This window comes from Pseudomonas sp. PGPR40 (genome assembly GCF_022014505.1).
In the GTDB taxonomy this organism is placed as follows: domain Bacteria; phylum Pseudomonadota; class Gammaproteobacteria; order Pseudomonadales; family Pseudomonadaceae; genus Aquipseudomonas.
In genome coordinates this window covers 102,787-122,314 of the sequence record NZ_JAKLSP010000018.1, presented here as the reverse complement: position 1 = coordinate 122,314, position 19,528 = coordinate 102,787, and the positions used below count along the sequence as shown (strand labels likewise).

General features: G+C 59.6%; 16 protein-coding genes. 8 read left to right on the top strand and 8 right to left on the bottom strand.

Translation table 11 applies throughout. The features are described 5' to 3' along the window. Positions 1-11: 11 nt before the first annotated feature. From MEB48_RS16870 to MEB48_RS16860, 3 genes are all read right to left on the bottom strand, one after another. Entirely contained in the window at positions 12-2,045 is a 2,034-nt protein-coding gene (locus MEB48_RS16870; protein ID WP_237885220.1) for an ABC transporter permease subunit, read from the bottom strand. Positions 2,046-2,548: 503 nt separating this feature from the next. Beyond that, positions 2,549-3,547: a phosphate ABC transporter substrate-binding protein PstS gene (locus MEB48_RS16865; RefSeq protein ID WP_237885207.1), complete on the bottom strand. Its 999-nt coding sequence runs from the start codon at positions 3,545-3,547 to the stop codon at positions 2,549-2,551. A gap of 243 nt (positions 3,548-3,790) precedes the next feature. Beyond that, entirely contained in the window at positions 3,791-5,089 is a 1,299-nt protein-coding gene (locus MEB48_RS16860) for an MFS transporter (protein ID WP_237885206.1), read from the bottom strand. Between the two features lie 366 nt (positions 5,090-5,455). On the opposite strand from MEB48_RS16860, the gene MEB48_RS16855 reads away from it, so the two are divergent. Further along, entirely contained in the window at positions 5,456-5,860 is a 405-nt protein-coding gene (locus MEB48_RS16855; RefSeq protein ID WP_007896491.1) for an acyl-CoA thioesterase, read from the top strand. A gap of 101 nt (positions 5,861-5,961) precedes the next feature. Further along, a complete protein-coding gene (locus MEB48_RS16850) occupies positions 5,962-6,861 on the top strand; it encodes a D-hexose-6-phosphate mutarotase (protein WP_237885205.1) in 900 nt (299 codons plus the stop codon). Positions 6,862-7,009: 148 nt separating this feature from the next. On the opposite strand, the gene MEB48_RS16845 is transcribed toward MEB48_RS16850, so the two are convergent. From MEB48_RS16845 to MEB48_RS16825, 5 genes are all read right to left on the bottom strand, one after another. Beyond that, on the bottom strand, positions 7,010-7,546 hold the full coding sequence (locus MEB48_RS16845) for a DUF3299 domain-containing protein (RefSeq protein ID WP_237885204.1): 537 nt from the start codon (positions 7,544-7,546) through the stop codon (positions 7,010-7,012). 88 nt (positions 7,547-7,634) lie between these two features. Continuing rightward, complete coding sequence (locus tag MEB48_RS16840) at positions 7,635-7,883, bottom strand: GlsB/YeaQ/YmgE family stress response membrane protein (protein WP_007896499.1); 249 nt, start codon at positions 7,881-7,883, stop codon at positions 7,635-7,637. Between the two features lie 260 nt (positions 7,884-8,143). Continuing rightward, positions 8,144-9,226, bottom strand: a complete 1,083-nt coding sequence (locus tag MEB48_RS16835; RefSeq protein WP_095052356.1) for a 5-(carboxyamino)imidazole ribonucleotide synthase — start codon at positions 9,224-9,226, stop codon at positions 8,144-8,146. An 11-nt stretch (positions 9,227-9,237) separates the two neighbouring features. Then, positions 9,238-9,729, bottom strand: a complete 492-nt coding sequence (gene purE / locus MEB48_RS16830; RefSeq protein ID WP_003196369.1) for a 5-(carboxyamino)imidazole ribonucleotide mutase — start codon at positions 9,727-9,729, stop codon at positions 9,238-9,240. 307 nt (positions 9,730-10,036) lie between these two features. Then, a complete protein-coding gene (locus MEB48_RS16825) occupies positions 10,037-10,951 on the bottom strand; it encodes a LysR substrate-binding domain-containing protein (protein ID WP_237885203.1) in 915 nt (304 codons plus the stop codon). A 180-nt stretch (positions 10,952-11,131) separates the two neighbouring features. On the opposite strand from MEB48_RS16825, the gene aspA reads away from it, so the two are divergent. The 6 genes from aspA to MEB48_RS16795 all read left to right on the top strand — a co-directional run bounded on the left by aspA (position 11,132) and on the right by MEB48_RS16795 (position 19,385). Then, the gene (aspA, locus tag MEB48_RS16820; RefSeq protein ID WP_095052353.1) at positions 11,132-12,556 is read left to right on the top strand and encodes an aspartate ammonia-lyase; all 1,425 of its coding nucleotides are present in this window, start codon (positions 11,132-11,134) and stop codon (positions 12,554-12,556) included. 487 nt (positions 12,557-13,043) lie between these two features. Further along, positions 13,044-14,492 (top strand): alanine/glycine:cation symporter family protein, encoded by a 1,449-nt coding sequence (locus tag MEB48_RS16815; RefSeq protein ID WP_095052352.1) that lies wholly within the window; start codon positions 13,044-13,046, stop codon positions 14,490-14,492. Between the two features lie 190 nt (positions 14,493-14,682). Then, a complete protein-coding gene (locus tag MEB48_RS16810; RefSeq protein ID WP_237885202.1) occupies positions 14,683-15,687 on the top strand; it encodes an asparaginase in 1,005 nt (334 codons plus the stop codon). 297 nt (positions 15,688-15,984) lie between these two features. Then, the gene (locus tag MEB48_RS16805; RefSeq protein WP_237885201.1) at positions 15,985-16,977 is read left to right on the top strand and encodes an AraC family transcriptional regulator; all 993 of its coding nucleotides are present in this window, start codon (positions 15,985-15,987) and stop codon (positions 16,975-16,977) included. A 263-nt stretch (positions 16,978-17,240) separates the two neighbouring features. Continuing rightward, the gene (locus MEB48_RS16800; RefSeq protein ID WP_237885200.1) at positions 17,241-18,272 is read left to right on the top strand and encodes a histone deacetylase family protein; all 1,032 of its coding nucleotides are present in this window, start codon (positions 17,241-17,243) and stop codon (positions 18,270-18,272) included. A gap of 12 nt (positions 18,273-18,284) precedes the next feature. Then, positions 18,285-19,385 (top strand): polyamine ABC transporter substrate-binding protein, encoded by a 1,101-nt coding sequence (locus MEB48_RS16795; RefSeq protein ID WP_237885199.1) that lies wholly within the window; start codon positions 18,285-18,287, stop codon positions 19,383-19,385. Positions 19,386-19,528: the final 143 nt, after the last annotated feature.

Below are 19,528 nucleotides of genomic sequence, written 5' to 3'. Positions count from 1 at the left end.
TTCTACCTTTCTTAAAGCGACGAGTATTTCTTGCGCAGACGCTGACGAATCAGTTCCGCGAGGGTGTTCATGACGAAGGTGAACAACAGCAGCACCAGCGCCGAGAGAAACAGCACGCGGTAGTGGCTGCCGCCGACTTCCGACTCTGGCATTTCCACCGCGACGTTGGCCGCCAGGGTGCGCAGGCCTTCGAACAGGTTCATTTCCATGACCGGGGTGTTACCGGTTGCCATCAGCACGATCATGGTTTCGCCGACCGCACGACCCATGCCGATCATCAGCGCTGAGAAAATGCCCGGGCTGGCGGTGAGAATCACCACACGAGTCATGGTCTGCCACGGTGTGGCACCGAGGGCCAGGGAGCCCAGGGTCAGGCCGCGAGGCACGCTGAACACGGCGTCTTCGGCAATGGAGTAGATGTTCGGAATGACCGCGAAGCCCATGGCCAGACCGACCACCAGAGCGTTGCGCTGGTCGTAGGTGATGCCCAGGTCATGAGAGATCCACATGCGCATGTCGCCGCCGAAGAACCAGGTTTCCATGTACGGGCTCATGTACAGCGACAGCCAGCCCACGAACAGAATCACCGGGATCAGGATCGCGCTTTCCCAGCCGTCCGGCACTTTCAGGCGGATGGACTCAGGCAGGCGACTGAAGACGAAACCCGCCACCAGAATGCCGATCGGCAGGAGCATCAGCAGGCTGAAGATGCCGGGCAAATGCCCTTCCACGTACGGCGCCAGGAACAAACCGGCGAAGAAGCCGAGGATCACCGTCGGCATCGCTTCCATCAACTCGATGACCGGTTTGACCTTGCGACGCATGCCCGGGGCCATGAAGTACGCGGTGTAGATCGCCGCGGCAACGGCCAGAGGCGCGGCCAGCAGCATGGCGTAGAACGCGGCTTTCAGGGTACCGAAGGTCAGCGGCGAGAGGCTCAGCTTGGGTTCGAAGTCGGTGTTGGCAGCGGTCGATTGCCAGACGTATTTAGGCTCGTCGTAGTTCTCGTACCAGACCTTGCTCCACAACGCGCTCCACGAGACTTCCGGGTGCGGGTTGTCGAGCAGTAACGGTTGCAGCTTGCCGCCCTGCTCCACGATCACACGGTTGGCCCGTGGCGACAGGCCGAAAAGGCCTTGGCCGTCGACCACTTGGTCCACCAGCAAAGTGCGGTGAGCGGTGCTGTGGAACACGCCGAGTTTGCCGGACGCGTCGAGGGCAACGAAGCCTTTGCGACGTTCTTCGGCGGTGATTTCAACGATCGGCGTAGTGCCCATCTGGAAGGTACGGATCTGCTTGAAGCGTTGTTCGCCATCTGGATCGCGAGCCATGAACCACTGGGCGAGGCCGCCCTTGGAGTCGCCGACGATCAGCGAGATGCCGCCCAACAATTGAGTGCTGGCGGTCACTTCTGCATCGCCGTCTTCAAGCAACTTGTAGCGACCGTTCAGGCTCTTGTCGCGCAGGCTGAAAACGTCGGCCTGAGCACGGCCGTTGACTACGTACAGCCACTGCTGACGCGGGTCGACGAAGATGTTCTTCACCGGCTCGGTCATTTGCGGCAGGTCAATGCGCTTCTGCTCGTTGGTGACTTCGCCGGTCATCATGTTTTCTTCGCTGGTCAGCGACATGACGTGCAGCTGCGCACCAGAGGAACCGGCCAGCAGCAGGGTCGAATCGGTAGCGTTGAGGCTGACATGCTCCAGAGCGCCGCCCGCCTCGTTCAGCACGATTGGCGTTTCGCCGTACGGGTATTCGATGGCCGGCGAGATGGTTTTCTTGCCTTCCGGGTAACTGACTTTATAAGTGTGACGGAATACCAGCGCTTGGCCATTGGATAAACCCACCGCCACCAATGGCTGACCCGGCTGGTCTTCACCGATAGCAGTCACGCTGCTGCCCGCCGGGATCGGCAGATCAACGCGACGCAGCTCGGCGCCAGTGTCGATATCAAAGAACAATGCCTGGCCCTTGTCGGAAACCCGCATGGCGACCTGGTTCTGTTCTTCGAGGGAGATCATCAGCGGCTTGCCGGCGTCTTGCATCCAGGCGGGCGTGATGGCGTCTTTGGCAGTCAGGTCGGCACCCTGGAACAGTGGCGCGACGACATAACCGAGGAAGAAAAAGATCAGGGTGATCGCGCCAAGAACGGCGAGGCCGCCGACGAGGACGTACCAGCGGGTCAGGCGATCTTTCAGCGCACGAATACGGCGCTTGCGTTGCAGCTCAGGCGTATTGAAGTCAATTCGCTTGGGGGGATTTGTAGTCATGGTGGAGTTGGCCAGATCATTCATTCGCACACCCTAGCGATCCTGTATGACAGAAAGATGACAATGCAGTGACGCAACAAATCCGCCGCCGGTGGGAACCGGCAGTGGATCGGAAATTTGGGAGGGCCGGGTTGCCATCGTGGCAACCCTGAGCCTTTGTAGGAGCGAGCTTGCTCGCGAAGGGGTCGTTACATTCAACATCAATGTCGACCGACCCACCGCTTTCGCGGGCAAGCCTCGCTCCTACAAGATCCGGGGGCTAGCCCCGGATCAGGGTTTTACTTTTTTGCGACGTTACCGCCTTCTTGCAGACCCAGGTCAGCCAGTGCTTTTGCAGCAACCTTGGCTGGCAGCGGGATGTAGCCGTCTTTCACAACCACTTCCTGACCCTGTTTGGACAGAATCAGTTTCACGAACTCGGCTTCCAGCGGGGCCAGAGGCTTGTTCGGGGCCTTGTTGACGTAAACGTAGAGGAAACGCGACAGCGGATACTTGCCGTTCAGGGCGTTTTCTTCGGTGTCTTCAACGAACTCGGTGCTGCCTTTCTTGGCCAGGGCCACGGTTTTCACGCTGGCGGTCTTGTAGCCGATGCCCGAGTAACCGACGCCGTTCAGCGAGGAGCTGATCGATTGCACGACCGAAGCCGAACCTGGTTGTTCGTTGACGTTTGGCTTGAAGTCGCCTTTGCACAGGGCTTCTTCTTTGAAGTAGCCGTAAGTGCCGGATACCGAGTTACGACCGAACAGCTGAACTGGCTTGTTGGCCAGGTCGCCGGTCACGCCCAGGTCGCCCCAGGTTTTCACGTCGGTTTTAGCGCCGCACAAACGCGTCGAGGAGAAGATCGCGTCGACCTGTTCAATGGTCAGGTGCTTGATCGGGTTGTCTTTGTGTACGAACACGGCCAAGGCATCCACGGCAACCGGGATAGCGGTTGGCTTGTAGCCGTACTTGGTTTCGAAGGCTTGCAGCTCGTTGTCCTTCATCTTGCGGCTCATCGGGCCCAGGTTAGCGGTGCCTTCAGTCAACGCGGGTGGCGCGGTAGAAGAACCGGCAGCCTGAATCTGGATATTTACGTTCGGGTATTCTTTTTTGTAGTTCTCAGCCCACAGGGTCATGAGGTTAGCCAGGGTATCGGAGCCGACGCTGGACAGGTTGCCCGACACACCAGTGGTCTTGGTGTAGCTCGGGATAGCAGGGTCAACAGCGGCAACCGCGTTGGCAGTCGCAACGCCAGCAGCGACAAAAGTCATTGCCGCCATCAAACGCTTCAGTTTCATGCCTTACTCCTAGCAGATAGGTGTGTTAAGTCGGGGCCAAGTATCAGCAGGCCGTGTGAACACTCTATGGCTGAAATATGACAATTGGATGAAAGGCCAGTATTCAATTGCAGAACACATTAGATCGTTCCCACGCTCTGCGTGGGAATGCATCTCGGGACGCTCTGCGTCCCATTCAAAAGCGGACGCAGAGCGTCCATTGCGGCATTCCCACGCAGAGCGTGGGAACGATCGGTTACAAGGTTAGCGCCCTTTCTTCCAGAGATACGCCCCCACCAGAATCCCGACACCACAAATGATCGCCACATAATAGGCAGGCCCCATCGGACTTTCCTTCAGGAGCAACGTCACCACCATCGGCGTCAATCCACCGAAAATCGCGTAAGCCAGGTTGTAGGAAAACGACAACCCGCTGAACCGCACCACCGCCGGGAAAGCCTTGACCATCACATACGGCACCGCACCGATAGTGCCGACCAGAAAACCGGTCAGCGCATACATCGGGAACAGCCACTCGGGATGGTTAAAGAGGCTGTGATAGAAGGTCCACGACGTCAGCAGCAGCAAGCCGCTACCGAACACGAACACCCGGCCGGCACCGAAGCGGTCAGCCAATACACCGGAAGCCACACAGCCCAGGCTCAGGAACACGATGGCCAGGCTGTTGGCCTGCAATGCGGTAGTCGGCGCGAAGTGGTAAACGGTCTGCAGCACGGTCGGGGTCATGAGGATGACCACGATGATGCCGGCGGACAGCAACCAGGTCAGCAGCATGGAAATCAGAATCGCACCGCGATGGTCACGCAACACGGCGCGCAGCGGCACTTCTTCGGCCAGCGCTTTGCGCAGTTGCAGTTCGGCGAACACCGGTGTTTCGTGGAGCCAGCGGCGCAGGTAGACCGAGAACAGGCCAAACACACCGCCCAACAGGAACGGGATTCGCCAGGCGTAATCCGAGACCTCAACCGGCGTGTAAATACTGTTGATCGCGGTAGCGACCAGCGAGCCCAAAAGAATACCGGCGGTCAGACCGCTGGTCAGCGTGCCGCAGGCATAACCGATGTGCCGCTGCGGCACGTGTTCGGAAACGAATACCCAGGCCCCCGGCACTTCACCGCCAATCGCCGCGCCCTGAATCACCCGCATCAACAGCAACAGGATCGGCGCCCACATACCGATCTGCGCATAAGTCGGCAGCAACCCCATGATCAGGGTCGGCACGGCCATCATGAAAATGCTCAAGGTGAACATCTTCTTGCGCCCCAGCAGATCACCGAAGTGCGCCATGACGATGCCGCCCAGCGGCCGCGCCAGGTAGCCGGCGGCGAAGATGCCGAACGTCTGCATCAGGCGCAGCCATTCGGGCATGTCGGCGGGGAAGAACAGTTTGCCGACCACCGTGGCGAAGAACACGAAAATGATGAAGTCGTAAAACTCCAGCGCGCCGCCCAGGGCAGACAGCGATAACGTCTTATAGTCGTTGCGGGTCAGCGGACGTGCAGATTGGGTGGGTTGCGCGATGCTCGAGGGCGCTGTGGTCATGGCAAGGGCTTCTCTTATAGTCGGATCTGCAACCTCGACAACGCTGGCAGAGGCTTGGGCAGGTTCGGCACGATAGCAAATTGTTCGAAAAAGCACATAGAGGCGCGTATTTGACGGTCGAAATGAGAACCGGACGGTCGTCTCGGAGTCTACCGATCGATATACTCGCAACATTGCAACGGCTTGTAAGGGGTTGCTGTGCGAAACCGTCGTTGGCATCGGTCAGCCGATTTCGCAGAGTTTCCCTTTAGGCGCCTTACGAAAAACGTGACGAACGTAGTATGTTCGGGGCTGAATCGTTTTTCCTGGAGACGGCTGTTCACCTGAAATACCAATGAAGAGTCACGGGTCAGAGGCACCCCCGGCATGATAGAGCTCGAACAAGAAGATCCAATCCCGCAAGGCGACCTGGCCTTGCAAATCACCGCGCTTCCGCGTGAAACCAACGGCTTTGGCGATATTTTCGGCGGCTGGCTGGTGGCGCAGATGGATTTGGCAGGCACCGCAATGGCCAGCAAGGTGGCTGGTGGCCGCGTGGCCACCGTGGCGATCGATCGCATGGCGTTCCTGGTGCCGGTAGCGGTGGGCGCTCAGCTCTCCTTCTATACCCAGGCTCTGGAAATCGGCCGCAGCTCGATTCAGATGATGGTCGAAGTCTGGAGCGACGATCCACTGTCCAGCGAATGGCGTAAAGTGACCGAAGCCGTCTTCGTGTTCGTCGCCATCGACGGCAGCGGCCGTACCCGCTCGGTTCCGCCGAGAGCTCGTTAAACCGGAGCTGGTAAAACCGGAGCCCGTAAAAAAAGTGGGCGTTAAACCCGGCGACCGTTTTGCGGTCCATTGCAGTCCTGTTCCCGATTGAGAGTTGCCCCATGAGCACGCCCAACGTTGAAGCCGTGAAACTGGATGAACTGAACTGCTGGCGCATCCGCCACGGTCAGGCCGAATTGCTGGTAGCCCAGCAAGGCGCGCACATCCTCAGTTATCAACTGGCCGGCGAGCCGCCGCTGATCTGGCTCAACGACGAGGCGGTGTTCAAGGCCGGCAACAGCATCCGCGCCGGCGTGCCGGTGTGCTGGCCATGGTTCGGCAACCTGTCGCGCAACCCGCAGAGCGTCCAGGCCATGCGCGTCAGCCAGGAACCACCGACCGCCCATGGTCTGGTGCGAGCGATGGACTGGGAGTTGCTCGGCATCGAAACCGAGGGCGAAAGCCTGAAGGTGGAATTCGTCCTGCCTTACCCCGAAGACGGTCTGCCGGGATGGCCGCATCAGGTGGACTTGAAACTGAGCATTCGTCTGGATCAGCAGTTGCACATCAGTCTGACGAGCGAAAACAAGGGCGCCGAACAGGTCACGATTAGCCAAGCATTGCACAGCTATTTCGCGGTCAGCGATGTGCGCAACGTGCATGTCGAAGGGCTGGATGGCTTGAGCTATATCGAAACCCTGGAGGATTGGAAAACCCTCACCCAGACCGGTGATCTGCGTTTTGCCGGGGAGACCGACCGCATTTATCTCAATACCCCGCCGAAGCTGAGCATCGTTGACCCGCATTGGGAACGACGCATTGAACTGACCAGCAGCGGTTCGCGCTCTGCGGTGATCTGGAACCCCTGGATCGACCGCGCCGCAGCGTTCAGCGACATGGCCGACGATGGCTGGCAGCGCATGCTGTGCATCGAAACAGCCAATGTGATGGATGATGTGGTGACGCTGGCACCGGGGGCAAGTCATACCCTGGGCGTGAGCATCGCCAGTAAATCCCTTTAACACCACAAAACGAATGTGGGAGCGGCGGTGCGACGATTCGACTTGCTCGCGAAGGTGGTGTATCAGGCAACATTAATGTCGACTGATACACCACCTTCGCGAGCAAGCCCGCTCCCACATTTTGATCTATGCCAGGCTGACTGGCGTTTTACAAATCCGACTCTTTGACCACCCGCACCTGCGCCGCATCCAGCGCATACGCCGCATCTGCCAGGTCGTTGTTGACCGTCTCGATCTTCAGCGTGCCAGTCACCCACAGCGGCGTGTAGATGTCATTCAGCTTCAAGCCTTTTGGATAACGCACCAGCACCAACTGGTTAGGCGGCGGTGGCGGCACGTGAATGCAAGCGCCCGGGTACGGCACAAGAAAGAACAACGTGCTATGGCCCTTGGCGTCGGATTCCAGCGGTACCGGATAGCCGCCAATGCGGATGTGCTTGTCGTTCATCGACGGCACGGTTTTGGTCGAGTACATCACCGCCGGCAAGCCCTTGCTCTGCTTCATGCCACCCTTTTGGGTAAAGGTGCCATTGGCTTCCGGAGAATCGTGATCGATTTCGGGCATGGCCTCGAGGGCCTTCTGGTCCGACGTGGGCATCAGTTCGAGCCAGTCGGTTTCCGGCAGTTCGCCGGCATGGGCCAAACCACTGCCCAGAAAGAGAAGAGTCAACAGAAGACGGCGCATGAAGGTGCTCGGCAAAGGAAAGGATGATGTAAAGCCGAGCATTCTAGCCCTCTCCGGCAATGGCGCAGAGAGGGCTTTGTTACTTCAATCAGGTTCTTTTTTTGATCAGGCCGTAGATCACCAGCAACACCACCGCACCCACCAGCGCACCGATGAAACCTGCGCCTTCGCCAGCGCGGTAAATGCCCAGGGCCTGGCCGCCGTAAGTGGCCGCCAGCGAACCGCCGATACCGAGCAGGATGGTCATGATCCAGCCCATGCTGTCATCGCCCGGTTTCAAGAACCGAGCCAGCAGGCCGACGATCAAACCGATAAAGATGGTTCCGATAATTCCCATGGCATTTCCCTCTGATTGAGTTGGTGTGTCCTGTCTAACCAATACGTTCCTCTTTTGACAAGTGGCTGTTGTCGTCAGGCAAGGCGCCGCGACGAGTCATAGCGCGCTATGGCGAGGAGCGGCAACGCAGCATGACGGCAACAGACGCTGTCAAAAAAGGAACAGTATTGGTTAGACAGGACACCAAAGCCTAGCCAGACTTTGGCATCCTGCCATCAGAGAACGGCGGCCCCTGAAGGTTCCGCCGTTGCCACATGAAACTATTCGGCGATGAGCGCTTCGACCTTGAGGATCTGCGCTGCCAGCGTCTCACGGTCTGCACAGCGCAGATTGGCGTGACCGACCTTGCGGCCGACCTTGAAGGCCTTGCCGTAGTGATGCAGATGACAGTCGTCGATCGCGATCACTTTTTCTACTGGTGGCACGACACCGATGAAGTTGAGCATCGCGCTCTCGCCGACCTTGGCAGTCGAACCCAACGGCAAACCGGCGACGGCCCGCAGGTGGTTTTCGAACTGGCTGCACTCGGCGCCTTCGGTGGTCCAGTGCCCGGAGTTGTGCACGCGCGGGGCGATTTCGTTGGCCTTGAGGCCGCCGTCGACTTCGAAGAACTCGAACGCCATCACGCCGACGTACTCCAGCTGCTTGAGTACCCGACTGGAGTAATCTTCAGCCAATGCTTGCAGCGGGTGATCGGTGCTGGCCACGGACAGCTTGAGGATGCCGCTGTCGTGGGTGTTGTGAACCAGAGGATAGAATTTCGTTTCGCCATCGCGGGCACGCACGGCAATCAGCGAGACTTCGCCGGTGAACGGCACGAAACCTTCCAGCAGGCAGGCAACGCTACCCAGTTCGGCGAAGGTACCCGCCACGTCTTCAGGCTTGCGCAGGACTTTCTGGCCCTTGCCGTCGTAACCCAGGGTGCGGGTTTTCAGCACGGCCGGCAGACCGATGGAAGCCACCGCAGCATCCAGATCGGCTTGCGACTGGATGTCGGCGAACGCGGGAGTCGGAATCCCCAGGTCCTTGAACATGCTCTTCTCGAACCAGCGATCGCGAGCGATGCGCAGTGCTTCGGCGCTCGGGTACACCGGAACGAATTGCGACAGGAACGCCACGGTTTCGGCCGGGACGCTTTCGAACTCGAAGGTCACCAGATCGACTTCATCGGCCAACTGACGCAGGTGGTCCTGATCGCCGTAATCGGCCCGCAGGTGTTCGCCCAACGCGGCTGCGCAAGCATCCGGCGCCGGGTCCAGGAAAGCGAAGTTCATACCCAGCGGAGTACCCGCCAGCGCCAACATGCGACCCAACTGGCCGCCACCGATTACACCAATCTTCATCGTCAACAACCTCAGGCGATGCGTGGGTCTGGATTGTCCAGGACGCTGTCTGTCTGTTCAGCGCGGAATTTCTTCAACACGGTATGAAATTGCGGATGCTTGGCGCCCAGGATGCTCGCCGAGAGCAGCGCTGCATTGATCGCGCCGGCTTTGCCGATGGCCAGGGTGGCAACCGGAATGCCTGCAGGCATTTGCACGATAGAGAGTAGTGAATCGACGCCCGAGAGCATCGACGACTGCACCGGCACGCCCAGCACCGGCAGGTGGGTCTTGGCCGCACACATGCCTGGCAAGTGGGCCGCGCCGCCGGCACCGGCAATGATCACCTCGATGCCACGGGCCTCAGCCTCTTCGGCGTACTGGAACAGCAGGTCCGGGGTGCGGTGGGCAGAGACCACTTTCACCTCGTAAGGGATGCCGAGCTTTTCCAGCATATCGGCGGTGTGGCTAAGGGTGGACCAATCGGACTTGGAGCCCATGATCACGCCAACCAGTGCGCTCATCGTCGTGCCTCTTCTCTCTGGGCGCCCGCAGGCGCGTCAAAAAACAACAAGCCACGCAGAATGCGTGGCTTGATTGTACGAAAAATGGCCGGACGAACCGGCCGAAGGCCGCGCAGTATACCTCAATGAAGCAGATAAACAGCCCCCGATGCGACCATCTGTCATACGGCGCAAAGTGCCGGCTTTATTGACTTCAGGGTCAGCCGAAAATAGTTCGGATCGACCTAAATCTGTAGGAGCCAGGCTTGCCGGCGAAGGCGATCTTGCGGACGCCTTCGCCGGCAAGTCTGGCTCCTACAAAAAATCATTAACCTGCCGGGGTTTGCGCTGCGCCGCCTTCGAGTTTGCGCCAGAGCAACCGCACATTGGCCTTGCGTACCAGCGCACAGCGATACAGACGAATTTCCAGTGGCACATGCCATTGCGGGCCGCCGCAGATGACCAACTCGCCACGCGCCAATTCGGCGCGCACGCTCAACTGCGGTACCCAAGCGATTCCCAAACCTTCCAGCGCCATGCTTTTCAGGCTGTCGGCCATGGCGGTTTCATAGATGGTGGTGAAGCGCAGGGCACGTTGACGCAGGAGCATGTTTACCGAACGCCCAAGAAAGGCACCGGCGCTATAGGCCAACAGCGGCACGCTGGCCTCGCCTTCCAGGTCGAACAACGGTTTGCCATCGGCATCGGCGGCGCAGACCGGAAGCATTTCAGTGTCCCCCAGGTGCAGCGACGGGAAAATCTCCGGGTCCATTTGCATGGCCGCATCCGGGTCGTAAAACGCCAGCATCAGGTCGCAGCCGCCTTCACGCAATGCATGCACCGCATCGCCGACGTTGGTGGCCACCAGTCGCGTCGCGATATTCAGCCCTTCGTTGCGCAACTGCGCGATCCAGCGCGGGAAGAAACCCAATGCCAGGGAGTGAGCGGCGGAAACCTGAATCACCTCGCCCTGCCCGCCTTCCAGATGATGAAGGTGGCGCAGCACTTCGCCCAGCTGTTCGACCACGGTTCGCGCAGTGACGAGAAATAACTGCCCCGCCGCCGTCAGCTCGACCGGGGTGCGGGAGCGATTGACTAGGGTCAGCCCCAGCGCGGCTTCGAGGCTGCGGATCCGCCGGCTGAATGCAGGCTGGGTCACGAAGCGTCGCTCAGCCGCTTGGGAGAAGCTACGGGTGGCGGCCAGAGCACTGAAATCTTCGAGCCATTTACTTTCCAGATTCATCACGCCCTCCCGGACACGCACCAATTTAGGTCACACGCTCGCCGTACACGCGGCGTCACATGGGCATTATGCCGAATGTGCATAGGCTAGTGTTTAACAGCATTGGCCCAAAATAGTTCATCAGCCTAGCATTTGCGGTGTTCCGGCACAGACCGGGTCCCTATCGAGATGATTTCTATCATGTCCTCCGCTGCATCTTTCCGCACAGAAAAAGACCTGCTTGGCGTACTCGAAGTACCTGCTCAAGCGTATTACGGTATCCAGACCCTGCGAGCGGTGAACAACTTCCGCCTCTCCGGCGTTCCGATTTCGCATTACCCGAAACTGGTTGTCGGTCTGGCAATGGTCAAACAGGCCGCCGCTGACGCCAACCGCGAGTTGGGTCACCTGAGCGACGCCAAGCACGCTGCCATCAGCGAAGCTTGTGCCCGATTGATCCGCGGTGATTTCCACGAAGAATTCGTGGTGGACATGATTCAAGGCGGCGCTGGCACTTCAACCAACATGAATGCCAACGAAGTCATCGCCAACATCGCGCTGGAGGCCATGGGCCACAGCAAAGGCGAATACCAGTACCTGCATCCGAACAACGACGTGAACATGGCGCAGTCGACCAACGACGCCTACCCGACCGCGATCCGTCTGGGTCTGCTGCTGGGTCACGACGCACTGCTGGCCAGCCTCGACAGCCTGATCCAGTCGTTCGCCGCCAAAGGTGAAGAATTCAGCCACGTTCTGAAGATGGGTCGCACCCAACTGCAAGACGCCGTGCCGATGACCCTGGGCCAGGAATTCCGCGCCTTCGCCACTACTCTGAGCGAAGACCTGGCGCGCCTGAAGACCCTGGCACCTGAGCTGCTGACCGAAGTGAACCTGGGCGGCACCGCGATCGGTACCGGCATCAACGCTGACCCGCGTTATCAAGCCTTGGCCGTTCAGCGTCTGGCAACGATCAGCGGTCAACCGCTGGTGCCGGCCGCCGACCTGATCGAAGCCACCTCCGACATGGGCGCCTTCGTGCTGTTCTCCGGCATGCTCAAGCGCACCGCAGTCAAGCTGTCGAAAATCTGCAACGACCTGCGCCTGCTGTCCAGCGGCCCCCGCACCGGCATCAACGAAATCAACCTGCCAGCACGTCAGCCAGGCAGCTCGATCATGCCAGGCAAGGTCAACCCGGTTATTCCGGAAGCCGTGAACCAGGTGGCGTTCCAGATCATCGGCAACGACCTGGCCCTGACCATCGCGGCCGAAGGCGGCCAGTTGCAACTGAACGTGATGGAGCCGCTGATCGCCTTCAAGATCTTCGACTCGATCCGCCTGCTGCAACGCGCCATGGACATGCTGCGTGAACACTGCATCGTTGGCATCACCGCCAACGAAGAGCGCTGCCGTGAACTGGTCGAACACTCGATCGGCCTGGTCACCGCGCTGAACCCGTACATCGGCTATGAAAACGCCACCCGCATTGCCCGTGTCGCGCTTGAAAGCGGCCGCGGCGTGCTGGAACTGGTGCGCGAAGAAGGCTTGCTCGACGAAGAAATGCTCGCCGATATCCTGCGCCCGGAAAACATGATCGCTCCGCGTCTGGTGCCTTTGAAGGCTTAACCAAACGCAGGCTCTTTTGAAGAGCACCGCTCACCAGGTCGAGGGACTAGACACCTCTCACCTTTTGAGGGCTTGGGGACTGATTCCCCCAAGCCCTTTTTTTTAACCCTTTTGCGGATTTTCCGAACATGTTGAATGTTTTCAGTGCCGCCAAGATCGCAGCCTTCGACAGCTCCTACAGGGTTTGACTCCTCTGTAGAAGCTGTCGAAGGCTGCGATTTTTTGATTTTGCAGCGCTCTCGTTTCGTCGCTTGCACCACAATCGTGCAGACGGACGGCACTCTCCTTATGTATAGTGCCGGCCCTCTTCGCGTGAGCGGTCGTCGTTAACGAGACCCAAACCCATGCGAAACCCGAACTAATAAAACCCGCGATATGGACGGGGACGAACTATCGACCCACCTGCTGTGCCACGCGCAGGCCGGTGTAACGCGATGTGTCGGACCATCCAGTATTCGCACACACAAAAAACAGCGAGGAAAACTCCATGCTCGAAGTCATCAACGACTTCCTCTCAGGGAAAGTACTGATCGTGCTCATTGTCGGGCTCGGTAGCTACTTCACGATCCGCTCGCGTTTCGTTCAGTTCCGTCATTTCTTTCACATGTTCGCGGTATTCCGTGACAGCCTCAAAAGCAGCGCTGGCCAGCTCAGTTCCTTCCAGGCCCTGATGCTCAGCCTCGCCGGCCGCGTCGGTGCGGGCAACATCGCGGGTGTCGGCATCGCCGTGACCCTGGGTGGCCCCGGTGCGGTGTTCTGGATGTGGGTGACCGCGCTGGTCGGCATGTCCAGCAGCTTCTTCGAATGCTCCCTCGGCCAGCTCTACAAGCGCTGCGACTCCGAAGGCCAGTTCCGTGGCGGCCCGTCCTTCTACATTCAGCACGGCCTGCAGAAGCGCTGGTTGGGCATGATCATGGCGTTCCTGCTACTGATCACCTTCGGCTTCGCCTTCAACGGCCTGCAAGCCCATGCCGTGACCCACTCGCTGAACAACGCGTTCGGCTTCGACACCACGTACACCGGGCTGGCCCTGGCGGTATTGCTGGGTCTGGTATTCATCGGCGGTATCAAGCGGATCGCCAAGGTCGCTGACCTGCTGGTACCGGTCAAAACCCTGGCCTACATCGGCGTGACCCTCTACGTGATCGTGCTGCAGTTCGACCACGTTCCAGGCATGTTGATGACCATCGTCAAAAGCGCCTTCGGTCTGGATCAGGCTTTCGGCGGCCTGATTGGCAGCGCCATCGTCATGGGCGTGAAGCGCGGCGTATTCGCCAACGAAGCAGGCTTGGGCAGTGCGCCAAACGTAGCCGCCGTGGCCTCGGTCGAGCACCCGGTCTCGCAAGGTGTAATTCAGGCGTTCAGCGTGTTCCTCGACACCTTCGTGATCTGCACCTGCACCGCATTGCTGATCCTGCTGTCGGGCTTCTACACCGCGGGCTTTGAAGGTGACGGCATTGCCTTGACCCAGAACTCCCTGGCCGCCGTGGTCGGTGACTGGGGCCGGATATTCATTTCGGTGGCCCTGTCATTGTTCGTGTTCACCTCGATCCTCTACAACTACTACCTGGGCGAGAGCAACCTGCGCTTCATGATCGGCGAAAACCGCAAGGTGTTGATCGGCTATCGCGCGCTGGTACTGGTGTTGATTTTCTGGGGTGCCATCGAAAACCTCGGCACTGTGTTCGCCTTCGCCGACATCACCATGACCCTGCTGGCGTTCGTGAACCTGATCGCGCTGTTCCTGCTGTTCAAGGTCGGTATGCGCATCCTGCGTGACTACGATGACCAGCGCGCTGCCGGCATCAAGACCCCAGTGTTCGATTCGAGCAAGTTCCCGGACCTGGACCTGGACCTGAAAGCCTGGCCAGCCAATCCGCCTGCCGCGCCTCAAGCACAGACTGAGCCGCAAGGCGTGACCGCAGCGCAACGCTGATCGGTAAGAAACCGGGCGCATCCCCTGCGCCCGGCGTGACACAGCTTGCGACCGGCGTCATGCTCGGTCGCCTGTTGTGGCAGCTTTTTTGATGCTGCCGTTTTGGTTCGGGTTTGAGACCGCGCCGCTGCCATCGCGAGCAGGTCGAGTCGTCGCACCGTCGCTCCCACATCGCTTTCGGAGAACCTCCATGAATTCCTCGACTTTTCCTGCTGCCCAGCACGTCATGGTGCTCTACACCGGTGGCACCATTGGCATGCAAGCCAGTGCCCATGGCCTGGCACCAGCGTCCGGTTTCGAAGCGCGGATGCGCGAATATCTGCACAGCCAGCCCGAGCTGGTGGTACCGCAGTGGCGCTTTCGCGAGATGTCGCCGCTGATCGACAGCGCCAACATGACGCCCGCCTACTGGCAGCAACTGCGTGAAGCAGTGGTCGACGCCGTTGATGTCCAGGGCTGCGACAGCGTGTTGATCCTGCATGGCACCGACACCCTGGCCTACAGCGCTGCGGCCATGAGTTTTCAATTGCTCGGCCTGCACGCCCGCGTTGTGTTCACCGGCTCCATGCTGCCGGCCGGCGTGACCGACAGCGACGCCTGGGAAAACCTCAGCGGTGCGCTGGTCGCACTCGGTCAGGGCCTGGCGCCGGGCGTTCATCTGTACTTCCACGGTGAACTGCTCGACCCGACCCGTTGCGCCAAGGTTCGCAGTTTCGGTCGTCATCCGTTCAAGCGGCTGGAGCGTCAGGGCGGCGGCGTGAAAGCGTCCTCGATACCTGAGCGACTGAACTACAACCAGCCTAAACAATTGGGGAAAGTCGCTGTACTGCCGTTATTCCCAGGCATCGGTGCCGATCAACTGGATGGCCTGTTCAACAGTGGTATTCAGGGTCTGGTGCTGGAATGTTATGGCAGCGGTACCGGGCCAGGCGACAACCCCGAGTTTCTCGCCAGCCTGGAACGGGCGCGGGACAAAGGTGTGGTGGTGGTCGCGGTGACGCAATGTCATGAAGGTGGCGTCGAACTTGACGTGTACGAGGCGGGAAGCCGCTTGCGTGACGCGGGTGTGTTGTCCGGAGGCGGCATGACCCGCGAGGCGGCGTTTGGCAAGTTGCATGCGTTGCTCGGTGTAGGGCTTGAAACCGCTGAAGTTCGACGGCTGGTTGAACTCGACCTGTGCGGCGAACTCAGCTGACATAACACATCCCCCTGTGGGAGCGAGGCTTGCCCCAATGCCAGTCAGTTAAGGGCAAATCGGATCTGTAGGAGCCAGGCTTGCCGGCGAAGACGTCCTTAAGTGCGCCTTCGCCGGCAAGCCTGGCTCCTACGAAAAGCGGGTTTACTCGCTTAACTGACTGGCATTGAGGCTTGCCCGCGAAGCTTTTGGCGTACTTGAGGACGCCTTCGCGGGCAAGCCTCGCTCCTACAAGGGTTGGTCATAACCGGCATGTAATTTGCTCCCTTTCCGGCATGCCCAACGCCGGAAGCACCCATGCTCCACTCCCATCTCACCACCCTTAACGCCGTCTCCCTGGTGCTCAACACTTTCAAGGCCGAAGGCCTGTCCAGCGAGGTGTTATTGGCCGGCAGCGGCATCAGCGCAGCGGATCTGAGCCGGGCGGACACGCGCATCACCACCAACCAAGAGATGCTGGTTTGCGCCAACGCCGTCGCGTTATGCCACGATATCGGCCTGGAATTGGGCCGGCGAATGCACGTCTCGTCCTACGGCATGCTCGGGTACGCCTTACTCACCAGCGCCACTTTAGGTGACGCCTTGCGGTTGGCGCTGCACTATCCGGCGCTCTTGGGAACACTGTTCGAGTTGAGCCTGAAAGAAGAGGACGAGCGCATCTGGCTCACCGCGGGCGACTATCGGGAAAATCCCGCGCTGGCGCCGTTCAATGTCGAGTTTTGCCTGGTCTCGATGAAAGTCACCTGCGAAGACCTGCTCGGCCACCCTCTGCCTCTTCTCGGCGCCCGCTTCGAACACCCGGCACCGGACTATCAGGCGCGCTACGCCGAGCGTTTCGACTGCCCCTTGCAGTTCGATGCTGTGTCCAATGCCTTTGCTTTCGACAAACGCTGGCTCGAACACCCCCTGCCTCTGGCGGACGCCATCACCCATCAGGCCATGGCTGAACGCTGCCGAAAGCAAAACACCGAGTTCACCGGGCGTCAGGCCTGGCTCGGGCGGATTCGCCAGCTGCTCGCTGCGCAGCTCAACGCGGCGCCGGGCCTGGAGGGGCTGGCCGAACAGATGAATTGCTCGGCCCGCACCCTGCGTCGACATCTGAAGGACCTGGGCTGCAGCTATCAGGAACTGCTGGATGAATTGCGCTTCGAGCAGGCCAAACGAATGCTCTGTGAAGATCAACTGCCTATCTATCGGATCGCCGAAGCGCTGGGCTTCAGCGAGACCGCGAGCTTCCGACATGCGTTTGTGCGCTGGAGCGGCGTGGCGCCGAGCCAGTTCAGACCCTGACAACCCAACCCCTGTAGGAGCGAGCGGTGCGGCGATCCGACTTGCCCGCGAAGGCGTCTTCAAGTACGCCAAAAGCTTCGCGGGCAAGCCTCGCTCCTACAAGGGACAGGTGCGTCATTCGAGGGCATAGGCGTGCCATTAAGGGGCGAATTTCGGTCAAATCTTTTGGCCATTTCGATCCCCTTTTGGCCTTTCCTGCCGTTCTCCCAAATGCCGCCCGCCGCAAGACTGTATGCAACCGAATCAGCCTGCGGAGAACAAGAATGCTGACGATCTACTCGGATGATCACCATCTGCACCACGGCCGTTGTGAATTGATGGATGGGCAATTGATGCCCTGCTTCGAAATGCCTTCACGGGCAGACCATGTGTTGCAACGCGTGCAAAACCAGAACCTCGGCCCGGTCGAGGCGCCGCAGGATTTCGGCCTCGGGCCGATCGAGCGCATCCACAGCCGCGACTACCTCGACTTCTTCAAAGGGGCCTGGGCACGCTGGACCGAATTCAATACCGACGGCGACTTGTTGCCCTACACCTGGCCGGCCCGCACCTTGCGCCGGATCATGCCCACCAGCCTGCACGGCCAGCTCGGCTATTACAGCTTCGACGGCAGCGCACCAATTACCGCCGGCACTTGGCAAGCGGCGTATAGCGCAGCACAAGTTGCCCTCACGGCCCAGGCTGTAATCCAGCGCGGAGCCCGCAGTGCCTTTGCCTTGTGCCGTCCACCGGGACACCATGCCGCCAGCGATTTGATGGGCGGTTATTGCTACCTCAACAACGCCGCCATCGCCACTCAGGCCTTCCTTGATCAAGGCCACAAAAAAGTCGCGATCCTCGATGTCGACTACCACCACGGCAACGGCACCCAATCGATTTTCTACGAGCGCAGCGACGTGCTGTTCACCTCGATCCATGGCCACCCGGAAGCCGAGTTTCCGTTCTTCCTCGGCTACGAAGACGAACACGGTGAAGGCCCGGGCGAAGGCTTCAACTTCAACTACCCTTTGCCCGCCGGTTCAGGCTGGGACCGTTGGAGCGCGGCGCTGGAGCAGGCCTGCAAAGAGATCGAAAAGTACGGCGCCGACATCGTCGTCGTGTCCCTGGGCGTCGATACGTTCAAGGACGACCCGATCTCCCAATTCAAACTCGACAGCCCGGATTATCTGGCGATGGGCGCGCGCATCGCGGGCCTCGGCAAGCCGACGCTGTTCGTGATGGAAGGCGGTTACGCGGTGGAAGAAATCGGCATCAATGCCGTGAACGTTCTCGAAGGTTTTGAAAGCGTCCAATGAGGAATTAGAACAATGAATCGACTCAAACGTCTGATCGTTCCAACTCTATTCGCCACGTTGCTCAGTGACGCCGTGCACGCTGAAGAACGCACATTGCGGGTGTACAACTGGTTCGACTACATCACCCCCAAAGCGCTGGAAGATTTCAAAGCCCAGAACACCCAGACCAAACTGGTCTACGACATCTTCGACACCAACGAAGCGCTGGAGGCCAAGTTGCTGACCGGCAACTCCGGTTACGACGTGGTGGTGCCGTCCAACGTGTTCCTCGCCAAACAGATCGAAGCCGGGGTGTTCCAGCCGCTGGACCGCAGCAAACTGCCGAACTGGAACCACCTCGATCCGAAGCTGATGAAGCTGATCGAAGCCAACGATCCGGGCAACAAATTCGCCGTACCGTATATGTACGGGACCATTTTGATCGGCTTCAACCCGGACAAGATCAAGGCGGCTTTGGGCGATAACGCACCGGTGGACAGCTGGGACCTGATCTTCAAGGAAGAGAACATCAGCAAGCTCAAGCAATGCGGCGTGGCGCTGCTCGACTCGCCGTCGGAGATCCTGCCGCTGGCCCTGCAACACCTGGGCCTGGACCCCAACAGCAAGCAGCCGGCGGACTACGCCAAGGCTGAAGCGCTGCTGATGAAGATTCGTCCGTACATCACCTACTTCCATTCGTCCAAGTACATGGCCGACATTGCCAACGGGGACATCTGCGTCGCGGTCGGTTATTCCGGCAGCTTCTCCCAGGCCGCCAACCGCGCCAAGGAAGCCAAGAATGGTGTGATCGTCGACATGCGCCTGCCCAAAGAAGGCGCGCCGATCTGGTTCGACATGCTGGCGATCCCCAAAGGCGCGAAAAACCCGGAAGACGCTTACACCTTCATCAACTACTTGCTGCAGCCTCAGGTCATCGCACCGGTCAGCGACTTCGTCGGTTACCCGAACCCGAACAAGGACGCCACGGAAAGGGTCGACCCGGCGATCCGCAATAACCCGAACCTGTACCCGACCGAAGCGGCGATGAGCACGCTCTACACCCTGCAACCGTTGCCTCGCGATGCCGAACGGGCACGGACCCGGGCCTGGACCAAAATAAAATCCGGCACTTGAAACCTTCACCCGATTCCATCCGAGACCCGCCTGTGTGCGGGTCTTTTTTTTTAGCCTGCCGATAATTAATTACCGCACGGTTGCGCCTGTCGCGCCCTATTTTCGTTGCCAGCCCAGGACCTTGTTCGTCCTGAAACCCAGCC

Bases quoted from the DNA above. Each gene is read 5' to 3' on its own strand.
- MEB48_RS16835 (WP_095052356.1), bottom strand. From the start codon at position 9,226: ATGAAGATTGGTGTAATCGGTGGCGGCCAGTTGGGTCGCATGTTGGCG.
- MEB48_RS16795 (WP_237885199.1), top strand. From the start codon at position 18,285: ATGAATCGACTCAAACGTCTGATCGTTCCAACTCTATTCGCCACGTTG.
- purE (WP_003196369.1), bottom strand. From the start codon at position 9,729: ATGAGCGCACTGGTTGGCGTGATCATGGGCTCCAAGTCCGATTGGTCC.
- MEB48_RS16855 (WP_007896491.1), top strand. From the start codon at position 5,456: ATGATAGAGCTCGAACAAGAAGATCCAATCCCGCAAGGCGACCTGGCC.
- aspA (WP_095052353.1), top strand. From the start codon at position 11,132: ATGTCCTCCGCTGCATCTTTCCGCACAGAAAAAGACCTGCTTGGCGTA.
- MEB48_RS16815 (WP_095052352.1), top strand. From the start codon at position 13,044: ATGCTCGAAGTCATCAACGACTTCCTCTCAGGGAAAGTACTGATCGTG.
- MEB48_RS16860 (WP_237885206.1), bottom strand. From the start codon at position 5,089: ATGACCACAGCGCCCTCGAGCATCGCGCAACCCACCCAATCTGCACGT.
- MEB48_RS16865 (WP_237885207.1), bottom strand. From the start codon at position 3,547: ATGAAACTGAAGCGTTTGATGGCGGCAATGACTTTTGTCGCTGCTGGC.
- MEB48_RS16870 (WP_237885220.1), bottom strand. From the start codon at position 2,045: ATGCAAGACGCCGGCAAGCCGCTGATGATCTCCCTCGAAGAACAGAAC.
- MEB48_RS16845 (WP_237885204.1), bottom strand. From the start codon at position 7,546: ATGCGCCGTCTTCTGTTGACTCTTCTCTTTCTGGGCAGTGGTTTGGCC.
- MEB48_RS16805 (WP_237885201.1), top strand. From the start codon at position 15,985: ATGCTCCACTCCCATCTCACCACCCTTAACGCCGTCTCCCTGGTGCTC.
- MEB48_RS16800 (WP_237885200.1), top strand. From the start codon at position 17,241: ATGCTGACGATCTACTCGGATGATCACCATCTGCACCACGGCCGTTGT.
- MEB48_RS16825 (WP_237885203.1), bottom strand. From the start codon at position 10,951: ATGAATCTGGAAAGTAAATGGCTCGAAGATTTCAGTGCTCTGGCCGCC.
- MEB48_RS16810 (WP_237885202.1), top strand. From the start codon at position 14,683: ATGAATTCCTCGACTTTTCCTGCTGCCCAGCACGTCATGGTGCTCTAC.
- MEB48_RS16850 (WP_237885205.1), top strand. From the start codon at position 5,962: ATGAGCACGCCCAACGTTGAAGCCGTGAAACTGGATGAACTGAACTGC.
- MEB48_RS16840 (WP_007896499.1), bottom strand. From the start codon at position 7,883: ATGGGAATTATCGGAACCATCTTTATCGGTTTGATCGTCGGCCTGCTG.